The organism is Wolbachia endosymbiont (group B) of Pammene fasciana (genome assembly GCF_947251495.1).
In the GTDB taxonomy this organism is placed as follows: domain Bacteria; phylum Pseudomonadota; class Alphaproteobacteria; order Rickettsiales; family Anaplasmataceae; genus Wolbachia.
The window spans coordinates 1,025,163-1,037,583 of sequence record NZ_OX366360.1 but is presented as its reverse complement, the minus strand read 5'-3'; the positions used below and the strand labels follow the sequence as shown (position 1 = coordinate 1,037,583).

7 protein-coding genes and 8 pseudogenes are annotated in these 12,421 nt (G+C 35.1%); 7 read left to right on the top strand and 8 right to left on the bottom strand.

Translation table 11 applies throughout. From position 1 onward, the window contains the following. Positions 1-301 precede the first annotated feature (301 nt). On the top strand, positions 302-460 hold the full coding sequence (locus tag OPR29_RS06030) for a reverse transcriptase N-terminal domain-containing protein (RefSeq protein ID WP_406848649.1): 159 nt from the start codon (positions 302-304) through the stop codon (positions 458-460). A gap of 22 nt (positions 461-482) precedes the next feature. On the opposite strand, the pseudogene OPR29_RS04830 reads toward OPR29_RS06030, so the two are convergent. Then, positions 483-1,636 (bottom strand): annotated as a pseudogene (locus OPR29_RS04830) (IS3 family transposase). 231 nt (positions 1,637-1,867) lie between these two features. On the opposite strand from OPR29_RS04830, the gene ltrA reads away from it, so the two are divergent. Together ltrA and OPR29_RS04815 are read left to right on the top strand one after the other, a co-directional pair. Further along, positions 1,868-3,112, top strand: a complete 1,245-nt coding sequence (ltrA, locus tag OPR29_RS04820; protein ID WP_265025153.1) for a group II intron reverse transcriptase/maturase — start codon at positions 1,868-1,870, stop codon at positions 3,110-3,112. Between the two features lie 53 nt (positions 3,113-3,165). Next, positions 3,166-3,750 (top strand): RNA-dependent RNA polymerase family protein, encoded by a 585-nt coding sequence (locus OPR29_RS04815; protein WP_265025152.1) that lies wholly within the window; start codon positions 3,166-3,168, stop codon positions 3,748-3,750. A gap of 91 nt (positions 3,751-3,841) precedes the next feature. On the opposite strand, the gene OPR29_RS04810 is transcribed toward OPR29_RS04815, so the two are convergent. The 5 genes and pseudogenes from OPR29_RS04810 to OPR29_RS04790 form a co-directional block, all read right to left on the bottom strand. Continuing rightward, on the bottom strand, positions 3,842-4,060 hold the full coding sequence (locus tag OPR29_RS04810) for a BRO-N domain-containing protein (RefSeq protein WP_265025151.1): 219 nt from the start codon (positions 4,058-4,060) through the stop codon (positions 3,842-3,844). 69 nt (positions 4,061-4,129) lie between these two features. Next, complete coding sequence (locus OPR29_RS04805) at positions 4,130-5,548, bottom strand: AAA family ATPase (RefSeq protein WP_265025150.1); 1,419 nt, start codon at positions 5,546-5,548, stop codon at positions 4,130-4,132. A 493-nt stretch (positions 5,549-6,041) separates the two neighbouring features. After that, a pseudogene (gene tnpC, locus OPR29_RS04800) lies at positions 6,042-6,855 on the bottom strand (IS66 family transposase); the annotation flags it as partial. A gap of 29 nt (positions 6,856-6,884) precedes the next feature. Beyond that, positions 6,885-7,713 (bottom strand): annotated as a pseudogene (locus tag OPR29_RS04795) (IS630 family transposase). 62 nt (positions 7,714-7,775) lie between these two features. Then, positions 7,776-8,579: pseudogene (locus OPR29_RS04790) on the bottom strand (IS4 family transposase); the annotation flags it as partial. A gap of 80 nt (positions 8,580-8,659) precedes the next feature. Here OPR29_RS04790 and OPR29_RS04785 point away from each other — a divergent pair. Continuing rightward, positions 8,660-8,969: pseudogene (locus OPR29_RS04785) on the top strand (transposase); the annotation flags it as partial. 130 nt (positions 8,970-9,099) lie between these two features. On the opposite strand, the gene OPR29_RS04780 reads toward OPR29_RS04785, so the two are convergent. Next, positions 9,100-10,113, bottom strand: coding sequence for an IS110 family RNA-guided transposase (locus tag OPR29_RS04780; protein WP_264376686.1), 1,014 nt, complete (start codon positions 10,111-10,113; stop codon positions 9,100-9,102). A gap of 222 nt (positions 10,114-10,335) precedes the next feature. Between OPR29_RS04780 and OPR29_RS04775 the strand changes: the two are divergent. The 3 pseudogenes from OPR29_RS04775 to tnpA form a co-directional block, all read left to right on the top strand. Next, a pseudogene (locus OPR29_RS04775) lies at positions 10,336-10,887 on the top strand (IS256 family transposase); the annotation flags it as partial. 28 nt (positions 10,888-10,915) lie between these two features. Then, positions 10,916-11,311, top strand: a pseudogene (locus OPR29_RS04770) (integrase core domain-containing protein); the annotation flags it as partial. A 464-nt stretch (positions 11,312-11,775) separates the two neighbouring features. Further along, a pseudogene (gene tnpA / locus OPR29_RS04765) lies at positions 11,776-12,194 on the top strand (IS200/IS605 family transposase). 16 nt (positions 12,195-12,210) lie between these two features. On the opposite strand, the gene OPR29_RS04760 reads toward tnpA, so the two are convergent. After that, a complete protein-coding gene (locus tag OPR29_RS04760; protein WP_007302910.1) occupies positions 12,211-12,357 on the bottom strand; it encodes a hypothetical protein in 147 nt (48 codons plus the stop codon). Positions 12,358-12,421 lie beyond the last annotated feature (64 nt).

The window sequence follows — 12,421 nt, the reverse complement described above, 5'->3', positions numbered from 1 at the left end:
GGATAAGTTACATTCTTCATTTCTGGATGTACGCAAATAATAACTCCACCGATATAGAGAAGCCACCTAACCCACTGTTGTATGATAGAAGGAACAGGGTAAGCCTGTATTTTCGCCTATATGGCAAGCAAACCGCAAGGAATGCTGATGAAGGTGCAGGTAAAGGAGAATGGAGAAAGCGAATGCCAGTTTGTAATGAAATGGATAGAATTTGTAACATTAATTCGCGTGAAAACGAGCAGACTTCCATTTGGTCCTTCGTGACAAGAAACTTTGTTAACCACTTAAGGTAGGAAAGCAGATGATTACAAGTAAAACTGTAAGTGCACTTACCAACAATTCCGAAGCATGGAACCAGTTATCCTGGAAGAAATGCCAAAAAGTTGTTATGAGGCTACAGAGGCGTATTGTTAAGGCTTTCCAAGAAGGAAGATGGGGTGACCTTACCCAGAAAAAGTAGACAGGTAGTTAAGACGTTTTTTTCATGAAAATGATGAATCAAATTTTTCAGGAATGCAATAGTTAATAGTAGAATGTCTACGCTGTTTATTATAAAAAATTTCTATATATTCAAATATTGCGGTTTTAGCTTGTTGTGCAGAGTGTTGTGAAGTATCAATGAGTAACTCTCTCTTAAGTGAACTAAAAAAGCTCTCTGAAACAGCATTATCATAACAACAACCTTTGTGACTCATACTAGAAGTAATATTTTTTGTACTTAGTAAAAATTGATAATTTTTAGAGGTGTATTGCGATCCTTGATCGCTATGAAATAGTAGATTTTTAACGGGTTTGCGCCTATCAACAGCCATCAATAAAGCATCTATAACTAATTGCTTATTTATTGAATTACTCATTGACCAACCAACTACCATGCGTGAATATAAATCTATTATTGCTGTCAAATATAGCCATCCTTCGTTGGTGTTTATGTGTGTAATATCAGTTACCCATATCTTGTTTGGCTGATCAGTGGTGAAATTCTGATCCAATATGTTAGGAGTTATAACTCTATTGTCTGTTTGAAGTTTCTTAGTCTTAAACCTTCGTCTAAGTTGGGCTTGAATGCCATTTTCCTGCATAACATTTTGCACTGTTTTGATGTTATAATTTTTACCTAAAACCTTTAATTCAGCGTGGATTTTGGGAGCTCCGTATCTGCATTGTGACGCTTGATATATCTTTTGAATATCTTTTATGAGCTCTTCTCTTGTTGATTTTTTATTACTTTTTTCCTTAGAAATCCATTTATAATAACCACAAGCAGATACGTTCAAAAACCTGCATAGCTCTCTTATTTTACAGCAGTTTTCATGCTCTTTTATAAAAGAATATTTTACTCTTTTTGGTTTGCAAAATATCCCAGGGCTTTTTTTAAAATGTCTCTTTCCCTCGTTACTCTTGCCAGCTCTTTCTTTAAATCAAACTTTTCTTTGTCACAATGAGCTACTTTCCCTTTTCCTGGAAACGCATCTACTCCAGACATTCTATCATTGTATGTTTTTACCCATCTGCTTAATGAATCACTGCTAATACCCAAATCTCTTGCTATTTTTGCTGATGATTGACCTGTTTCTTTTACTAGTCTTATAGCTTCAATTTTGAATTCTGCTGTATATTCTTTTCTTTTTGTCATACCACACCTCTTTGAAAAAACGTTTTATTTTACTTCAAAAACGTCTTAACTTTCTGTCTACTTTTTATGGGTAAGGTCAGTCCAAAGAGCTGATCTCTGAGGATGAGAGTACCGATGCGAAAAACAGGGGCGGATTAGCTCGTAGTAGCGAAGAAGTTTCTGTAATGGAAATGGAGTGAAGGGGCTAAGTTATTTAGTTTTAATTATTTATCAACCGAAAGGGAGGAGTTAATGAATAAAACAAAGTCTTTTGATATACCGAAGCAACTTATTTGGAGAGCTTATAAACAAGTATCGAAAAATAAAGGTGCAGCAGGTGTAGATGAGGTCTCGATAACAAAGTTTGAAGAAAATCTAAAGGATAATCTATACAAATTATGGAATCGGATGTCATCCGGAAGTTATTTTCCAGAGCCGGTAAAAGCTGTTGCGATACCAAAAGATACAGGAGGGCAAAGAATTTTATGTGTGCCTTCAGTATTCGACAGAATAGCGCAAACAGCAGCTACAATGTATCTTGAGCCGTTAGTAGAACCGAAATTTCACGAAGATTCATATGGTTATAGACCAAATAAGTCTGCGCTGGATGCGGTATACACAGCACAGAAGAGATGTTGGAAAAATGATTGGACGGTAGATCTTGATATATCTGGATTTTTCGACAATCTGGACCACGATTTAGCACTGCAGGCTATCAAGAAACACACAGACTGCAAATGGGTCATACTGTATGTTGAGAGGTGGATGAAAGCCCCCATTCAGCAAGCAGATGGCAGTAGGGTAACAAGGGATAAAGGAGTTCCGCAAGGAGGTTCAATAAGCCCAATCATTTCAAGCATATTTATGCACCATGCGTTTGATATGTGGATGAAACAAAATTATCCAACAGTACCATTTGAAAGATATGTAGATGATGCGATAGTGCACTGCAGAACTAAAAGACAGGCAGGATTTATGAAAGTAATGATTGAAGAAAGATTGGCTAAGTGTAAATTGAAGTTACATCCTGAAAAGACACAGATTGTGTACAGTAAGGATGATGATAGAAAAGAACAATTTCCTAAACAAAGCTTTGATTTTCTAGGTTATACTTTTAGACCTAGAGTAGCAAAGAATAAGATGAGGAATTATTTCATCTCATTTCTACCTGCAATTAGTAACAAAGCCAAGAAGAAGATCAAGAAAACCATAAAGTCATGGAGAATACATCGGATTACATGGACCACACTAGAGGAAATATCGAAGAAGATAGATCCAATAGTCAGAGGCTGGTTTCAGTACTATGGCAGGTTTTATAAATCAGAGATGTATCCATCTCTTAGAAATATAGAGAGATACCTCATAAGATGGGTCAGGACAAAATATAAGAAACTTCGTGATCACGGAAGACTAGCAAAGCAATTTCTAGGAAAAGTGAGAAAGAGGTCTCCAAGTATTTTCTATCATTGGACACTTGGGTTAGGATCAAAAGGCTAAATAATGGGAGCTGTATAAGCCGAGAGGTTTCCGTGCAGTTCTGCGAGAGACTGGTGGGGAAGCTCCGCCGGTCTACTCTCCTTGTAGTTGGCTGCGAGAGGGAAGAAGACGCAAAAGAATTTCTAGAATTACTGAAACAAAGACTAAGTAAATTTGGATTGGAAATAGCTGAAAATAAAACAAAAATAGTAAAGTTTGGTAAGAAAGAATGGTATCAAGCAGAAAGAGAGAAACGTAGGACGGCTAGCTTCAACTTTCTAGGATTTACACATTATTGTGGAAAAAGTCGTAATGGTAAACTTATGATGAAGCAGAAAACTTCAAAAATAAGCCTAGCTAGAAAGATTAAAGAAATCAAAGAGTGGTTGAAGATGGTACGAAGTCGTATCTGTCTCAAAGATTGGTGGCAGAAACTTAAAGCCAAACTAACAGGACACTATAGCTACTTCGGAGTTAGCGGAAATTATCGGTGTTTGATTCAATTCAATCGACTGGCAACAAAGTTAGCATTTAAGTGGATAAACCGACGTAGTCAAAAGAAAAGTATCGATTGGGAACAATTTATACACTATTTAAAAGTAAATCCATTACCAAAACCAAAGGTATATGTTTCTTTATACACAGGAGCACTAGTGTGAACGCTGTATTGTGGAGCCGTGTGCGGGAAATCCGCAAGCACGGTTCTTTTGGGGAGACTATGGTTATGAGACCAAATCGCTGATTTCAAGGTCATAAGTCTCTACCAGACCCCCATCCTTCAGAAAGCCCTATATCTCTGCTTTTTATCTTTTTTAGATAGTCAGATGGGTTCTTACTACCTGTCAGAAAAGCTATTACTTCTGTTATTACGTACCACCATTCTCCATCGTGTAATACTCTAGTAAAATTGCTATTATCAAAAGCAGTAGTTTCAATATCTCCCTCTTTTAAAGTTAAAGTATCAGTCATAAGCAACCTCTATAAGTTAAGAATAAACATAAAAACTAAAAAGACACTATTTTAAAGTCAGAAAAACCATTACTTACAATTTAATAATTTTCCAAAATCAATTATGTGTGAAAAGTAACCACTATCTATAACATCATCACTTACATCATTAACGTGGATAAGGACTGGACGACATGAAAAGCCTTTTGGACGATTTAGTGCATCTATTTTCTTTTGTACCTCTTGTATTATTGAATGACCAATTTTATCTTTTGAAAATTTGATTTCGCAAATGTAGAGAGTGTTAAACTTCGTTTGAATCATATAATCAATTTGACAACCTGCACTATTACGTGTTCTTTTCTGAAAAAATGGATTCTCGCTTATTATTCCATCAATCCCTAAGATATTATGTATGCTCTTTCTATTGTTCAGCACCAAATTTTCAAATTGAAGCCCAATAATTGTATACCACTCTGGTAAGAACCCTATAGAATAGGTGTCACGACTAATTTTCCCTAGATCTTTTTCGATATATTTTAGATAAAACCTTAAATAATTATCTTGAAGTCTGTATCTCCTGAGTCGTGAATCAGTACCAGTTTTTATACTCCAAGTATGATCTTTTGCAATAAAACCAGCAAGCTCAAGCTCATGTAGATACTCAGAAATGCGTCCATGTCTTACGATATTTAAAGTAGCACAAATTTCTTCTTGTTCTTTAGCTCCAGTAGAAAGAGCTCTGACTATTTGCTTATAAAAAGCCGTTTTTCGCATGAATAAATCTGAGAATATTTGATTAAATTCTTCAACTAAAAACCCACCTTTTGTAAAACAAAGCCTTTTAATATTTTCTTCAGCGCTATGCTTAAAATTTACCTCTTCTAAATACTTTGGAATTCCGCCAGTTACTGCAAGCACCTTGAACTTTTCATATGCTGAAATATTTTTTGGCCAAAATTCATTGCAATCAGAAAGTGATAATTCTCCGAGTGTTAAAGTTAACGATATTCTCCCTACGAAACCAGTACTACTAAGTATATTTTTCTCGATCCATGATGAAGCTGATCCACAAACAACGAAAATTAGCTTGTTATTATTTTTTAGCTGCGTATCCCAAAAATTTTTTATTTTGCCTAAAAAGGTTGGATCTTTTGAGCCCATCCAAGAAATTTCATCAAACAGCAATAATGTTTTTCCTGATAGTAGACGTTCACCAACTGCCCATAGTAAATCGCTCCAGTCATCATACCTAGCAAAAGATGTATTAAATTGTCTAGCAACTTGTCTAGAAAATTCATTAAGTTGGTAGGACATTGTAGTATGCTTTTCTGGTGGCAAACCTATAAAGGAGTAATATTGCTCGAAGTATTTACCAAACTCTTGAATTAAACGACTTTTTCCTATACGACGCCTTCCTTTGACTACTACAAAAGATGCAGTATTTTTTTCTGTAAGCTCCAGTAATTGCTTTAACTCAGTTTTTCTACCAATAAACAATGGAGACATAAAATACGAAATATAAATCTTTGTCTCCATTATACGCGATAAAATTGGAGACGTAAATAAATAAATTTAGATCTTTGTCTCCATCTTGAATTATTGAGAGGGTTTTGTAGCTTATGTTTATGGCAAAACTTTTTTCCTTTAGCTTCATCTACAAATTATTTATACAGATTACCTAAAAACTCAACTTAAGAATTTTAGATAAAAGTCGTTATATTTCAATAAGACCTCCAAAACCAGCTCTTGTTTCACCGAAATTACAAAAACTGTTCACTTTTTTGAAAAAATATTTTACAAGGAATAAAAAACATAATAAAATTGAACAGGGCTCTTTCTAGTAAGTGAAAGTTTAAGGTAAAAGATAATTTAGAAGTACCTCATAATCGAGTTTTAAGCTACCCTATGTGAGTAACTTGGGTCTTGGTGGTATAGTTGTACCCTGAGGTTGTAGAATCGCTTTAAAACCCAATTACGGGTATCCGTTCAGAGGTGCGGCTTAAGAGACAATAGATAAAAGGTTTTGAAATGGATTTAACTTTTTTTTGTCTCCAAGTGAGATACAGAGAAATTATCCGCTCAAGGAATCTATTCCCTCGCTCTGACTGTGCAAAATATGAATTCTTACGATAGACAACATAACGCCGTATTTGTCGTTCAACATGATTATTCGTTAATGGAATATTCTTTGGGTCATCCAAAAATGTCCACATCATTGGCTCGGATTTTATAATACCCTTTACCGTTCGTGAAGCTCCTTTTGCTTCAAGTATATAAGATATTTTTATCATGCAGTACTGCATAAATCTTCGCAACTCTTTAGATTGCTTAGTGAACTTTGAAATACTAATTTCATTTTCTGACAAAGCATTTTTTAATGCAAATAATCCATTAGCTGCATCTTTTAAACAATTGCCAAGTCTCATTACTTCACTATTCCAGCTATGAGATAACCTCTCGAAATTTCTCAACAAGTGAGCCCAACAAATTTGTCGTTTTTCATCACTGAAGTAGTTGTAAACTGCATATCTGTCGGTAATTACACGATTTTTGTAATCACAAAATGCACTATTCTTTAAAAACCTCATTCCTCTTGTATCTGCTAACTTCATAAGACTTGAGTTATTGTTGGCAAACATCCAGCACCATCCCAACTTGCCTTTGTTGTAGTGACTGATTTCATCAATATGCAAAATTTCGCTTGCTTTCATTTCTTCCTCTATTTGTTCATAGACTTCTTTACATTTTGATGAGACCCTTGCTTCGCTGTTGGACACACTACCAACACTTATACTCATGTTAATGCTGGGGTTATAACATTTCTCATAATAGTCCGAACAGGTCATAGGAAGGCAGAATCAACAGCACGACGAAAGGATTCGAATAGAGGAATGTTTTTCCTGGCTCTGTTTTTTATAGCAAACCAATAATGCTCAATTTTGTTGAAATCTGGAGAATATGGAGGAAGATATAAAATTTCTGCACCAACTCCTTTAGCAAATCTTATTAGACTTATGAAAAGTAGCATTATCAAGGATAACAGTTTGTCCAGGTTCCAAAATCGGTGTCAGAAACTGCTCAAACCATTTATTAAAGATATCCATATTGCAGTGGCCTTTAAAGGTTAACGGAGCAATTATTTTTCTTCCACTTAAGGCTGCAACCATGCTAATTCGTTGAGTTTTCTTTCCAGATTTTAGGGCATAAAACCGCTGTCCTTTCTGGCAATACCCATAGGTTCAGTGTTATCAATGCCAGACTCATCTATATACACTAATTCTTTAGGTTCTTTTGTTGCTATAACCTTTGAAAATTGAGCTCGCTTTTCTTCATTTCTTTCTTTATATCCGTAGGTCTTTTTTTTCTTGTGAATCCTATATTTTTAAGTGCTCGATGAATTGTTTGTCTACTAATATTGCCCCAGCATCTCTGACTGAGTTTTACCACCTTGCTCATTTGCAAATTCGGTAAATGCATTCCAGTCGGTAATTTTATGCCACGCTTCCAGGCTTTTTTGATTGAAAATCTCCCGTTTTCTCACGTCTTTTCTTCCACTCATATAAAGTTGTTTTTCCGATCTTAAATCTCTTGGCAACAGTTTCTCCACTCTCTCCTTCATCCAATGCTTCCATTACCTTTTTCCTTAAGTCATAACTATATGCTGCTGGCATGCTTACCATCACTACTATAAATCCATATCTTACCTTTTTTGGACTATTATGAGAAGTGCTATAACTTCTAAAGATGCTATCCTTTTTGGCTTGTTATCTCTAGCCGGAATTTCAACTTCTACTTTTCCAGTACAAGGAACCCTTTCTATAAATTGCCATAATTTTTCTTCTCGAGAATACCTAGATGTTTTATTTACGTTTCGGTTTCTACAAGCTCTTATCAAAACCGCTGAATTAAGACGGTAAGCAAGCTCAAAAAAATCATAAATATCTGCTTCTCTATCACATACCGTTATAGTTTCTGTTTGAGTTGAATCTATAATTTCATTTGTTTTCTTTAAACTTTCTAGCCACTTTATGCTTTCTTTATCTTCAATACTAACGTTTCTACAACGTCTTCTTTTTTCTAGCTCTTGGTCTTCTTTAGATATAGATGGTCTCGAGTAAAGCTTTTGGTCTAGTATTCCTAATGTCAAGCCTTCTGTACTAATCGCAAAAGCTGTGTGCATCATAATACCTTTACTTTGTTTTTTTGAAACAACTGCCAATCCTCTTATTTTTTCATGTCCCATATATGAAATGCAACTTGTATCCTGAATCACAAGAATCCTTTTATGAGTTTTTGTTCTTTCAACAGTTTTTGCAATATGCGATGTTAAGATATCACTTCCTTTTACATTCTCATTTTGAAAAAAACGATAAGCTGCTTTTGCTTCTGACCAACTTCCACATGCTTGATTGATTGAACTTTCAGGTAAACTTATTAAACTATCAGCAATATTTACTAATCGATCTGTCAGTCTTTTATCTCCAAGTGCAGCATCCCCCAATTCATTTCTAGCCCATTCATTACCCTTGTTTGCCATTTTTATACCCTCAATATTCACAAACTTTAATATTCTAATCCTTTATTTATAAGTCCATTTACATTTGTGGGTAATAGTAAGGGTATAGGGACATAGCATCGCATGTAGAGGAGATGTATGACCACAAAATATCGGCAGCAGAGATATCAAGTATTACCGACAAATTACTGCCGTTAATCAATGAATGGCGCAGTCGTCCACTGCAATCTGTATATCCAATAGTATTCATGGATGGCATGTTTTTCAAAGTCAAGGAGGACGGGCATTGCGTAAGTAAATGCATGTATAATATATTAGGCATAGATCAAAATGGCAGAAAAGAAGTACTAGGCTTTTATTTAGCCGAAAGTGAAGTTCTGGTTAGGAGTGTTAAATGACCTAAAAGAGAGATACTGTCTTGCTAGTCAACAAAAAAATTACTCAAGCTGTATCATAAAATCAAAAAATACTTCTGATTGTGTAACAGTACACAGATTACAGTTAGTGAATATGTTGAATGGATTGGAAGCATTTTTTGATTTTAAACTACAGTCAACATCCTAGTTCTGTAATTCTTGATATGATTTGGATCAAAAGCACTTTTGGATGTCAGGATACCGAAAATGATATGGAGTAGCTTACGCATTGCAGCTCCCACAATTGCCATATTATGCTTACCCTTCTTCTTTAGTCTTTGGCAAAAACTCACAATGATAGGATTGTGATTCTTGGCTACTATGGCAGGAAAGAAAAGGGCCTTACGTAATGTTTGTGAACCTGATTTACTTAATCTTGGTTTAGAATGTACAGATGAACCTGATGTTATATTTTTCGGTATAACTCCTGTATATGCTGCCAATTGTCTGGCATCTCTAAAAGCTTTTATGTCAGGGATTTCAGCTAAAATAGCTACTGCTGATTCCTCTCCTATGCCTGGAATAGTCAGTAGAAGTTGAAAATTTTCCAACAACTCTTTGTGTTGCTTTAATAGTTCACGTACGGAGTTTTTTATTGTTTCTATTTTTTGAGCTATATTCATTGCAAGGTCTTCCCAAGCATTTGCAACTTCTTTAGGCAGTCTCTCTTTTTTTTCTAGGTGGTTATTTACTAATGCTAATTCATCTTTTAACGCAACTGAGCAACGATAAAGATGTTTTAATTTTTTCATTTCAGAAGAAGGTGGTGTCCAACGAGTTGGTTCCTGTCTTTGGCAATAATCAGCAATAATTTCTGCATCAGTCTGATCATTCTTTTGTCTTACGAGTTTACTCCTTGTATAAGATTTAATACAATAAGGATTTACAACACTAACAAAATGTCCAGCATTGTGCAGAAATTCAGCCAAAGCTTCGCTATAACAACCAGTAGCCTCCATGCATGACTTTACTTCTTCCACATTATGCTTTTGTAGAAAACTCAGCAGACCTTGAAACCCAAGATCATCGTTCTTAAAGCTTCTTTTCCTAGTTTCACGCTTTTCTTTTTTACTTATGAATGAAAGAAAAACATCAAAGCGATCTTTTGATACATCAATTCCAAGAAAGTTGTTGATCATATATAACCCCATACGTTACCATTTAAAACGAAAAGTAAGGCTAACCTTGTGGATACAGAATTAGAGCCATTTAGGTCTTTCTACGATACCGTCCAGCCTATACTTTTGAGGAGGGAACTCTTATCTTTCTTACAGATTTTATATCTAAGAGGGGAAACAGAGTTCTTCCCTCCTCCACCTAATGCTTAAGCTTAAAACATTAGATGCTTTTTACAAGATACAAGAGGGGTAGAGGATATTCTGATTGCATGTGTTGATGGTCTAAAAAGTTTTCCTGCGGCTATAAATAGTGTATTTCCCAAAGCAGAAGTACAAATATGTATAGTGCATCAGATAAGAAATTCATTGAAATATGTATCCAGCAAAGATGTGAAAATTTTCATGAATGATTTGAAAAAAATATATCGTGCTTCAAGTAAAGAAATCGCTGAAAATTATTTGCTTGAGCTGGAAGAAAAATGGGGTGAAAAATATCCTTTGGTCATAAAATCGTGGCAAAACAATTGGGAAAATTTGTCTGGTTATTTTAAGTATTCTGGCCCTGTTAGAAGGCTAATTTATACCACCAATCCAATTGAGGGGTTGCATAGACGAATCAGGAAATTCATTAAAACCAAGGGCTCATTTACCAGTACAAATGCCTTGTATAAGTTGGTATATTGTGCTATAAAAAAAGTGGAGCAAAAGTGGATTATGGCTCTCCCTAATTGGGCTTTAACTATGTCTCAACTTGACATCTTCTTTCCCAACAGATTGAAAATTGAGTTGAACTAAAAATGCGGCTTGACACACTTTTTTGAACATTCCCGATCGTGGTACAGAGTATTGTGGCAAGCCAGGAAATCATGCGTACCAGTTATATTTGGGAGTAGAAAATATTGATCATTCTAGAACCAAAGCTTACTCTCCACAGACTAATGGTATATGTGAAAGGCTTCATAGAACTATGCAAGATGAATGTTATAATATTATTTTTAGGAAAAAGATTTATAGTACTTTGGAAGAACTCCAGTTAGATGTCGATCATTGGTTGCATTCTTACAATAGAGCTAGACCTCATTCCGGTAAATATTGCTATGGTAAGACTCCTATGCAGACCTTTTTTGATAGTATGCATATTGCTTACCAAAAAAATATTGATAACATTAAAACAGATTCTGATATCGGTTTTGACTTCGTCGATTCTTCTGTCAGTTAATTTATGCCTGTCAGATTAAGTCTAAACTATTACATAGTTTCACGCCACCTACCCAGTAAGCAAGTTCTTTGTAGATCTATCCCAGGAGAGATGGGAGCTCCTGGTTTTGACGTCGTTTCAGCCCTTTCGACACTTCATCAGTGGTTCATTTTCATTCGCCTCTCTATTTCGTACATGACACGTATTTGTGCCTTTATCCATAACTCTCACTACCTTGACTCTTTATCAAAGCAGCTTATGGTTGTTTAAAGCCTGCTCTTGCAAGCCGACTGTGAGGGACCTTTCCCTCATCTATTGTGCAGCTTAAGCACTTAGTTTGCTCATTTCTGATCTTTCTTTGTGTCTCTACGGCACACCCCATCCTTGGCAAACTAATTTTATTGTCCCAAATTTGGGAGAAAAACCCTGGACTTGAAGTCCATCCTTTTAAGAATATAATTTTAAGGTGAAAAATCTGAAAGAATGTGGAATATTATAGAAAAAGCAGTCACTCTGTATATATATCACATAGTGTGGATAACAAAATATCGATATCCAGTACTAGTTGGAGATATTGGACAGAAAGCTAAAGAAGTTGTACAAGAAGTATGTGCAAATAATCAAGTAGAAATTATCAGAGGTAGAGTTGCGTCAAGTCATGTACACGTATACGTTTCTGTACCCCCATACTTAAGTATTAGTAAGTTAGTGCAGTTAATAAAAGGAAAAAGTTCCAGAAAAATCCAGCAAAACTTTCCAGAGCTAAAAAAGAGATATTGGGTTGTGGGCAGTAGGCTACTTTGTCAGGACTAGCGGAAATGTAACTGACGAAATGATAAAAAATTATATTGAAAATCACTCTAAAAAAGAAGATAAATTTGGTGACTTTCAAGTCGAAAGTTAGCATTCTATGCTCTCTCTCAATCTTTGGATTTTAATCCATAGTGGTTGAATGAAGAATCTTTAAACCCTTTTGTACCAAATTTTAATGAAGCAAAAAATTCTTCTAATTCTTCAAAAGGACAACTATTTTTCTCTAATTTTACTTTTATAATATTGCTTAACATTGTAACTCCACTAACCGTTTTATACATGTAGCTTAAGACTATTTTAATAATTTATCAAGAAAGT

Excerpts from the sequence above, each read along its gene's own strand:
- OPR29_RS04780 (WP_264376686.1), bottom strand. The coding sequence starts at position 10,113 with ATGATCAACAACTTTCTTGGAATTGATGTATCAAAAGATCGCTTTGAT.
- ltrA (WP_265025153.1), top strand. The coding sequence starts at position 1,868 with ATGAATAAAACAAAGTCTTTTGATATACCGAAGCAACTTATTTGGAGA.
- OPR29_RS04810 (WP_265025151.1), bottom strand. The coding sequence starts at position 4,060 with ATGACTGATACTTTAACTTTAAAAGAGGGAGATATTGAAACTACTGCT.
- OPR29_RS04760 (WP_007302910.1), bottom strand. The coding sequence starts at position 12,357 with ATGTTAAGCAATATTATAAAAGTAAAATTAGAGAAAAATAGTTGTCCT.
- OPR29_RS06030 (WP_406848649.1), top strand. The coding sequence starts at position 302 with ATGATTACAAGTAAAACTGTAAGTGCACTTACCAACAATTCCGAAGCA.
- OPR29_RS04805 (WP_265025150.1), bottom strand. The coding sequence starts at position 5,548 with ATGTCTCCATTGTTTATTGGTAGAAAAACTGAGTTAAAGCAATTACTG.